Here is a 7825-nt window from a genome sequence, read left to right as displayed (position 1 = left end):
GGGCGGGGGAGGTCTGGTTCGTTGGTCGGTCTTCTTGCGTTGCCGGGTGGCGGTTGTGGCGCGGGGGAGGTCTGGTTGGGGTAGTCGGTGCCGTTGCGTTGCCGGCTTTCGTTTGGCCCCGGTGCCGTGTTTTGCATCTGGTTGAGTGAGTTTGGGGTTCTTGCGGGTGACGTGATCACGCTCCGCGATCCCCGGTCGTCAAGGTCTTGATCAATCGGGCGAAGGTCAGGTTCATCAGATGCGGGCCTCAAGCCGGGGACCGAATCCGCCACGTGAAGGTTGGAAACCGTCGTCTTCGGGTGCCGAGTGGTGGGAGATCAACACGGCGGGTACGCATTTCCTGACAGGTCCACCGAGGCCAGGAGGTAGGGAGATGTTAGGCAAATTCGCCCGGATCATCGCTGTGGCGGTGGCCGGCAGCGTGCTGGCGGTGTCCGGCGCAGGCGTCGCCGCGGCTGGGGGCAAGGGGACGTCCAGCACGCAGGCCGCCGCGGAACAGGTCCTCCAGCTGCGTGACCAGCTCGCCAGGGCGGCCTACGCCGGAGACGTGCCGGCCACCCAGCGTTCGCTCGGCCAGATGAGCCCGGTGCTCGGCGACCTCGCCGCGGGCCAGAAGTACACCATCCAGTCCGACGCGCAGCAGGCGGCCGCCACCGGCAACGACTACGCCGCCGAGGCGAGCCGCGTCCTGGCCGACCCCTCGAAGGCTGGTGAGGTCCGCCAGTTGCCTCCGGTGCCGGACATCCCGGACCTGCCGCCGCCGCTGAACATCGTCAGCAACCTGCTCAAGAACCTGCTCAAGACGGTGACGAGCCTGCTCGCGTCGCTGCTCGGCTCCGCTCCGCCGCTCCCGGTTCCGGTGCCGGTTCCGGTGGCCTGACAAGCAATCCGGCAGGGGGGACCGGGATCCGATGTGGACGTCCACATCGGATCCCGGTCTTTTTATGCCCGCAAGCCGACCCGCAGCGCGCCGGCCGCCTCCGAGGTCGCCTCCCGGAACCGCCTGCCGACGCCGAGGAAGTTGACGTAACCGTGGATCAGGTCGCGCTGGCGGCTCAACGTGACCGGCACGCCCGCGTCCCGCAGCTTGGCCGCGTACTCCTCGCCCTCGTCGCGCAGCGGGTCGAACCCGGCGGTGGCGACGTAGGCAGGCGGCAGCCCGGTGAAGTCCTCGGTGAGCAGCGGCGACAACCGCGGATCGGTGCGGTCCACGCCGGCCGGAGCGTAGTGGTCGATGAACCACGTCATGTCGGCGTCGGTGAGGAAGAAGCCGCTGCCGAAGATCTCCCGCGACCGGCGCCGCGTGCTCGCGTCGACCCCGGGGTAGAGCAGCAGCTGGAACGCCGGTGCCGGACCGCCCCGCGCGGTCGTCACCTGGGCGGTCACCGCCGCGAGGTTGCCGCCCGCGCTGTCCCCGCCCACCGCGATCCGGTCCGGGTCCACACCCAGGTCGGCCGCCTTCGCGTGGGCGTAGCCGAACGCGGCGACGGCGTCCTCGGGGGCCGCCGGGAACGGGTGCTCGGGCGCGAGCCGGTACTCGACCGACAACACCCGCACGCCCGCGTGCTTGGCGAAGTAACGCGCGGTGTTGTCGTGGCTCGCGCGGCTGCCGACCACCCAGCCGCCGCCGTGGAAGAACACCAGCAGCGGCGACGGCGACGGCAACCCGTCCGGCACGTAGAGCGTCGCCGGGAGCGGGCCGTGCTCGGCCGGGATCACGATCTCCTGCGTGCGCACCGGCTCGATCGGCTTGCCGCTGACCAGGTGCCCCGAGTCGAGGATCCGCTGCCGGGCGACCTCGGGCGTGCCCGCGCTCATGCTGACCCGGTTCAGCTGCTGGAGGCGGAGCAGCAACTGGGCGTCCAGCGCCAGCTCCTGCCCGTCCAGCCGGATCGGGCGCCCGGCGATCAACCGGCGCAGGGGCTCCGGGAGCCCGAAGATCAGTTGGGCCGCGGCGGCTTCCACGCGGCTCTGCAGTGAGGTCGCCATGGTGACAGAGGTTACTCACTAGTAGGCAAACTGGGTAGGTGTGACGGCCGCCTCCGTCCCAGATGCTGGTCCTCCACTTAGGTGGAGGGGTTAGCCTCGAAAACGTGACTAGTGCGGCGGTCAACGTGGTCGGTATCGGCGGCTCCCTGCGCCCGGGCTCCCAGTCCGAGCGCGCCATGCGCATCGCGCTGGACAGCGCGGCGGCGGCCGGGGCCGAGACGCTCGCCCTCACGGGCGACGACCTGGTGCTGCCGTTCTACGACTCGGCGATCACCGACCGGACCCCGCAGGCGGTCCGCCTGGTCGAGGCGATCCGCCGGGCCGACGGCCTGGTCATCGTCTCGCCCGGCTACCACGGCGCGCTGTCCGGGCTGATCAAGAACGCCCTGGACTACGTGGAGGACCTGCGGCCCGACGAGCGCCCCTACCTGGACGGCCGCGCGGTCGGGCTCGCCGCGGTCGCCTACGGCTGGCAGGCCGCGGTGACCACGCTCGACCAGCTGCGCACCATCACCCACGCGCTGCGCGGGTGGCCGACGCCACTCGGCGGGTCGATCAACTCCGCCGAGGTCAAGTTCGACGAGGTCGGCGGCGCTTCCGAGGAGAAGGCCGTGCGGACGCTGCAGCTGATCGGGCGGCAGGTCGTGGACTTCGCCCGCCGCCGCTAGAGGATTCGTCCTCCCGGCCACGGGGTACCCACCCGCTGACACCTGCCGTCGGCGGAGGGGAACACGTGGAACCGGTCTACACAGCGGTCGCGACCGCTCGCGGTGACGGACGGAACGGAGAGGTCACCTCCTCCGACGGCGTCATCGACGAACGACTGGCCGTGCCGAAGGAGATGGGCGGGCCGGGCGGCGAGATGACCAACCCGGAGCAGCTGTTCGCCGCCGGCTACGCCGCTTGCTTCCACAGCGCCCTGCAGGTCGTGGCGCGCAAGGCCGACGTGGGGCTGGACTCCTCCGCCGTCACCGCCGAGGTCGGCATCGGCCGCAACGGCGACGGCCTGGAACTGGCCGTCAAGCTCGTGGCCCACCTGCCCGGCCTGGAGCAGGACAAGGCGGGCGAACTTGCGGCGCAAGCCCACCAGGTGTGTCCTTATTCACGCGCCACCAGGGGAAACATCCAGGTCGAGATCACCGCGACGACCTGACAAGAGTTGTCGACAAGGAGGATTTTTTCGATGGCGAACGCACCCATCCAGAGCCCGCTCAGCCCGGCCGACAAGGAGATCACCGGTAACGCACTGCAGGCCGCGCTGGTCGACCTGGTCGACCTGTCGCTGATCGCCAAGCAGGCGCACTGGAACGTCGTCGGGTCGAACTTCCGCAGCGTCCACCTCCAGCTCGACGAGCTGGTGAGCACCGCGCGGAACTACGTCGACGAGGTCGCGGAGCGGGCCAACGCGATCGGCATCTCGCCGAACGGTAAGGCCAAGACGGTCGTGGAGAGCTCCGGCCTGCCCGACTACCCGGACAACTGGCAGAGCGTCGAGTCCACGATCGAAAACATCGTGGCGATCCTCGCCGACCTGATCCAGCGCATGCGCAAGCGCATCGACGAGACGGACAAGAGCGACCTGGTCACCCAGGACCTGTTCATCGAGATCACGCACGAGCTGGAGAAGGCCCACTGGATGTGGCAGGCGCAGACCGCCTGACCCGAATTCGCGATACGGGCCCCGGAATGCGCTCCGGGGCCCGTTTTCCGGGCTAGATTCGGCTCATGGTGCTGCACGCGGGTGAGCAGGGAGCAGACGACCGGCCGGGCGGGAGCAACCCGCTGCACGCGGTGACGAGTCCGGCGCTGGCGGCGACCTACACGCCGCCCCGCAGCCGGCTCAACGACGAGACCCTGCCCGCCGACACCGCGCTCCAGGTGGTGCGGGACGAGCTGATGCTCGACGGGAACGCGCGGCTCAACCTGGCGACGTTCGTCACCACCTGGATGGAGCCGCAGGCGCGTGAGCTGATCGCCGACTGCGCCGACAAGAACATGATCGACAAGGACGAGTACCCGCAGACCGCGGAGCTCGAGCGGCGCTGCGTGAGCATCCTGGCCGACCTGTGGCACGCGCCGGACCCGGAGGCGGTCATGGGCTGCTCCACGACCGGCTCGTCCGAGGCGTGCATGCTCGCCGGGATGGCGCTCAAGCGGCGCTGGAGCAAGCTGGGCCGGACCGGCAGGCCGAACCTGGTGATGGGCGCGAACGTCCAGGTCTGCTGGGAGAAGTTCTGCGCGTACTGGGAAGTCGAGCCGCGGCTGGTGCCGATGGACGGCGACCGTTTCCACCTCACGGCGGAGGAGGCCGTCGCGCGCTGCGACGAGAACACGATCGGCGTGGTCGCGATCCTCGGCTCCACCTTCGACGGCAGCTACGAGCCGGTCGCGGAGATCGCCGCCGCGCTGGACCGGTTGCAGTCCGAGCGCGGCTGGGACATCCCGGTGCACGTCGACGGCGCGTCCGGGGCGATGATCGCGCCGTTCCTCGACGCGGACCTGGAGTGGGACTTCCGCCTGCCCCGGGTCGCCTCGATCAACACCTCGGGGCACAAGTACGGGCTGGTCTACCCGGGTGTCGGCTGGGTGCTGTGGCGGGACCGCGACGCGCTGCCGTCCGAGCTGGTGTTCAACGTGAACTACCTGGGCGGCGACATGCCGACGTTCGCGCTCAACTTCTCCCGGCCGGGCGCCCAGGTGGCGGCGCAGTACTACAACTTCGTCCGGCTGGGCCGCGAGGGGTTCCGGATCGTGCAGCAGGCCTGCCGCGACGTCGCGACCCGGCTGGCCGGGCGGATCGCCGAGCTCGGGCCGTTCGAGCTGCTCACCCGTGGCGACCAGCTGCCGGTGTTCGCGTTCACCACCCGTGACGACGTGACCGGCTTCGACGTGTTCGACGTGTCGCGGCGGCTCCGGGAACGCGGCTGGCTCGTGCCCGCCTACACGTTCCCGGAGGACCGCACCGACCTCGCCGTGCTGCGGATCGTGTGCCGCAACGGCTTCACGCACGACCTCGCCGACCTGCTGGTCGAGGACCTGAAGCGGGTCCTGCCCGAACTCGCCGAGCAGGACCGGCCCCAGCACAAGCCCGCGACCAGCACGGCCTTCCACCACTAGGCCAGGCCGACCGCCTTCATCGCGAAGTGCACCTCGGCCGCGGTCTGCTTGATCGTCTCGGCGATCACCAGCGAGCCGTGGCCGGCGTCGTAGCGGTAGAACTCGTACGGCAGGTCGCGCTTGGCCAGCCGCTCCAGGTAGTTCTCGATCTGCCGGATCGGGCAGCGCGGGTCGTTGTCGCCGGCCAGCACCAGCAGCGGCGCCTTCACCGCGTCCACGTACGTGAGCGGCGAGCACTCCTGGTAGACGGCGGGCACGTCCTCCGGCGACCCGCCGAACAGCGCCCGGTCGAACTGGCGCAGCTGCTCCATCTCGTCCTCGTAGGCGGCGACGTAGTCGGCCACCGGCACACTCGCCACCCCGGCCGCCCACCGGTCCGGCTGGGTGCCCACGGCGAGCAGCGTCAGGTAGCCGCCCCAGGATGCGCCGGAGACGACCATCCGCGCCGGGTCGCTCAGGCCGCTGGAGACGGCCCAGTCGTACACGGCGGCGACGTCCTCCAGCTCGGTCAGGCCGGGGCGGCCCTCGATCGCGTCGCGCCAGGCCGAGCCGTAGCCGGTCGAGCCGCGGTAGTTGACCTCGACGACGGCGAACCCGGCGTCCAGCCACACCGCGCGGTAGGCGGAGAAGCGGTCCTCGTCGGCCGCGTGCGGGCCGCCGTGCAGGGTGAACACCGTGGGCAGCGGCCCGTCCGGCGCGTGCAGGGGGCGGGCGACCAGCGCGTGGATGCGGCCGCCCGCGCCCTCGACGAACGCATCGGTGACCGGCGCCGAACCGGGCGCCGGGTCGCCGGGCGGGGTGAGCAGGACGGTGTCGGAGCCGTCGGTCGCGCGGGCCCGGATGACGGCCGGCTCGGCCGCGCTGGACCAGGAGTACTCGATCGTGCCGTCCGGGCGGACCCCGGCGCCGCCGATGCGCCCGGGAGGCGTGTCCACAGCGGACAGTTCGCCGGTGGTCAGGTCGTAGCGGTGCAGGCTGCTGCGGGCTTCGTGGAAGTGCACGACGAGCAGCGCGTCGGCCTTCGGGTACCAGGTGGCGACGACCTCGCCGGGCAGGCCGAGGTCCAGCTCCAGCTCGGTGTCCGCGGCGACGTCCCAGATCAGCAGCTCCTCGCGGCCGCGGCGCTCGTGGAGGACGAGCAGCCGCTGGTCGCCGGCGACGGGCGAGAACTCCAACGGCGTGAGGCCCTTGCCCTCGCCGTCCCACTTGTCGGCGACGGCGTCGAAGCCCGTGGTGTCCAGGACGCGGACCGCGGGGTGGCGGGAGTCGCCGTGCTCGGCGTGCGAGATCGCGAGCAGCGTCTCGTCGCGGGACAGTGCGGCGATGCCGGCGTCCTGTTCGCTGGAGTAGAAGCGGGTGGTCTGCCCGTCGCGGGTGGCGAACAGCTCGCTGCCGTCGTCGGTGGAGACGCCGCTGGCGACGATGCGGTGGCCGATTTCCAGCCCGGCCGGGTAGCCGGCGTGCACGTCGGGCAGGGCGGGCTCGGCGGGGCCGCCGTCGAACGGCTGGCGCATCCAGGTGCCGAACTCGTCGCCGTCGGTGTCGTTGAACCACCAGATGGCGCTGCCGTCGGGCGCGGTGGTGGCGTGCAGGGTGCCGTTGGGGCGGTCGGTGACCTGGCGGTGCTCGCCGGTGGCGCGGTCCCAGGAGTAGACCTCCCAGACGCCGCTGGCGTTGGAGACGTAGATGTTGCGGTCCGGCGCGTCGAGGGACCAGTCCGGCACCGACACGCGCGGGGCGTGGAACCGCGCGCGCCAGCGGGCCTCGGCCTCGGGGTCGTCGAAGAGGCGGTCGGGGATGTTCGCGGGCGGGTGCTGAGTGGTCACCCCTCGATCCTGCCAGCTCCTGCCCGTACCGTGTGCGTGTGCTGGAGGGATACGCGCCCGGGTTCGAGCAGGACGCGCTGTCGGTCATGGCGTCACGCACCGCAGCCGACCGTGCCGAATACGTGTTGCGACTGCTGCGGCCGGGCATGCGGGTGCTCGACGTGGGGTGCGGACCCGGCACGATCACCGCGGGCTTCGCGACGATCGCCGGACGGGGCAACGTGCTGGGGGTGGACCGCGAGCCGGGCCAGTTCCCGGAATCGTCCAAAGTGGAGTTCGTGGCCGGGGACGTGTACGCGTTGCCGGTGGCGGACGAGAGCGTGGACCTGGTGTTCGCGCACGCGTTGTTCGAGCATCTGGCCCGTCCCGTGGACGCGCTGGCGGAGATCCGCCGGGTCCTGCGCCCCGGTGGCACCGTCGCGTTGTCCACTTCGGACTGGTCGCGCGCCCGCCTGCGCCCCGGCACCGCGAACGTGGCCGCGGCCTTACGCGGCCACTACCTGTTGCGCCGCCGCGCGGGCGGCGACCCGTTCGCCGGCAAGCACGTCGCGTCGTGGGTGGCTTCCGCCGGTTTCCGTGACATCCGCACGCACGGCCGTTTCCGCTCGGACATGAGCTACCGCCAGCTGGCGCGTTACGTGGAGGCCCGCCTGGACGCCGCCCTGAGCGCCTCGCCGCTGGAGCGGGACCAACTGGCCTCGGCCGCCAGATCGGCCTGGGCCTGGTCACACGCCGGCGACGGCGATTTCGCCCAGTACTGGGTCGAGCTCATTGCAGTGAAGTAGCCGCTACGCGGGTTCTTGAAGGGCGCCGGCTTCGCTCCGCTACGCCCCGGCACCCCCACCCGCCCCGATCTCGATTGTTCGATTGCCGAGCAGCGGCGTCAAGGCGGG

At 71.3% G+C, this 7825-nt stretch carries 8 protein-coding genes; 6 read left to right on the top strand and 2 right to left on the bottom strand.

What is annotated here, in order from left to right:
- Window positions 1-373 precede the first annotated feature (373 nt).
- A complete protein-coding gene (locus tag ACCP09_RS27075; RefSeq protein ID WP_123684598.1) occupies window positions 374-880 on the top strand; it encodes a hypothetical protein in 507 nt (168 codons plus the stop codon).
- 62 nt (window positions 881-942) lie between these two features.
- Here the strand turns inward: ACCP09_RS27075 and ACCP09_RS27070 are convergent, their stop codons facing one another.
- The gene (locus ACCP09_RS27070; RefSeq protein WP_378333611.1) at window positions 943-1989 is read right to left on the bottom strand and encodes an alpha/beta hydrolase; all 1047 of its coding nucleotides are present in this window, start codon (window positions 1987-1989) and stop codon (window positions 943-945) included.
- Window positions 1990-2114: 125 nt separating this feature from the next.
- Here ACCP09_RS27070 and ACCP09_RS27065 point away from each other — a divergent pair, with 125 nt between their 5' ends.
- The 4 genes from ACCP09_RS27065 (at window position 2115) to ACCP09_RS27050 (ending at window position 5106) form a co-directional block, all read left to right on the top strand.
- Window positions 2115-2657 (top strand): NADPH-dependent FMN reductase, encoded by a 543-nt coding sequence (locus ACCP09_RS27065; RefSeq protein WP_027933547.1) that lies wholly within the window; start codon window positions 2115-2117, stop codon window positions 2655-2657.
- A 65-nt stretch (window positions 2658-2722) separates the two neighbouring features.
- Window positions 2723-3142, top strand: a complete 420-nt coding sequence (locus ACCP09_RS27060) for an organic hydroperoxide resistance protein (RefSeq protein ID WP_027933548.1) — start codon at window positions 2723-2725, stop codon at window positions 3140-3142.
- A gap of 30 nt (window positions 3143-3172) precedes the next feature.
- Window positions 3173-3649: a Dps family protein gene (locus tag ACCP09_RS27055; RefSeq protein ID WP_017985518.1), complete on the top strand. Its 477-nt coding sequence runs from the start codon at window positions 3173-3175 to the stop codon at window positions 3647-3649.
- Between the two features lie 65 nt (window positions 3650-3714).
- Window positions 3715-5106: a glutamate decarboxylase gene (locus tag ACCP09_RS27050; protein WP_433751377.1), complete on the top strand. Its 1392-nt coding sequence runs from the start codon at window positions 3715-3717 to the stop codon at window positions 5104-5106.
- Here ACCP09_RS27050 and ACCP09_RS27045 read toward each other — a convergent pair.
- Entirely contained in the window at window positions 5103-6932 is a 1830-nt protein-coding gene (locus ACCP09_RS27045) for a prolyl oligopeptidase family serine peptidase (protein WP_433751374.1), read from the bottom strand. The two genes, ACCP09_RS27050 and ACCP09_RS27045, sit on opposite strands and share 4 nt — an antisense overlap.
- Window positions 6933-6970: 38 nt before the next feature.
- Here ACCP09_RS27045 and ACCP09_RS27040 point away from each other — a divergent pair, with 38 nt between their 5' ends.
- The gene (locus tag ACCP09_RS27040; protein ID WP_123684601.1) at window positions 6971-7717 is read left to right on the top strand and encodes a class I SAM-dependent methyltransferase; all 747 of its coding nucleotides are present in this window, start codon (window positions 6971-6973) and stop codon (window positions 7715-7717) included.
- Window positions 7718-7825: the final 108 nt, after the last annotated feature.

The sequence above is a fragment of the Amycolatopsis sp. 3B14 genome (assembly GCF_050958625.1).
In the GTDB taxonomy this organism is placed as follows: Bacteria; Actinomycetota; Actinomycetes; order Mycobacteriales; family Pseudonocardiaceae; genus Amycolatopsis_E; species Amycolatopsis_E thermoflava.
Note: the sequence above shows the minus strand (reverse complement) of the source record. Positions and strands in the feature narration are given on the sequence as shown.

What these genes read in the sequence shown, in the direction of transcription:
- ACCP09_RS27075 (WP_123684598.1), top strand. Translation starts at nt 374, where the DNA reads ATGTTAGGCAAATTCGCCCGGATCATCGCTGTGGCGGTGGCCGGCAGC.
- ACCP09_RS27070 (WP_378333611.1), bottom strand. Translation starts at nt 1,989, where the DNA reads ATGGCGACCTCACTGCAGAGCCGCGTGGAAGCCGCCGCGGCCCAACTG.
- ACCP09_RS27055 (WP_017985518.1), top strand. Translation starts at nt 3,173, where the DNA reads ATGGCGAACGCACCCATCCAGAGCCCGCTCAGCCCGGCCGACAAGGAG.
- ACCP09_RS27050 (WP_433751377.1), top strand. Translation starts at nt 3,715, where the DNA reads ATGGTGCTGCACGCGGGTGAGCAGGGAGCAGACGACCGGCCGGGCGGG.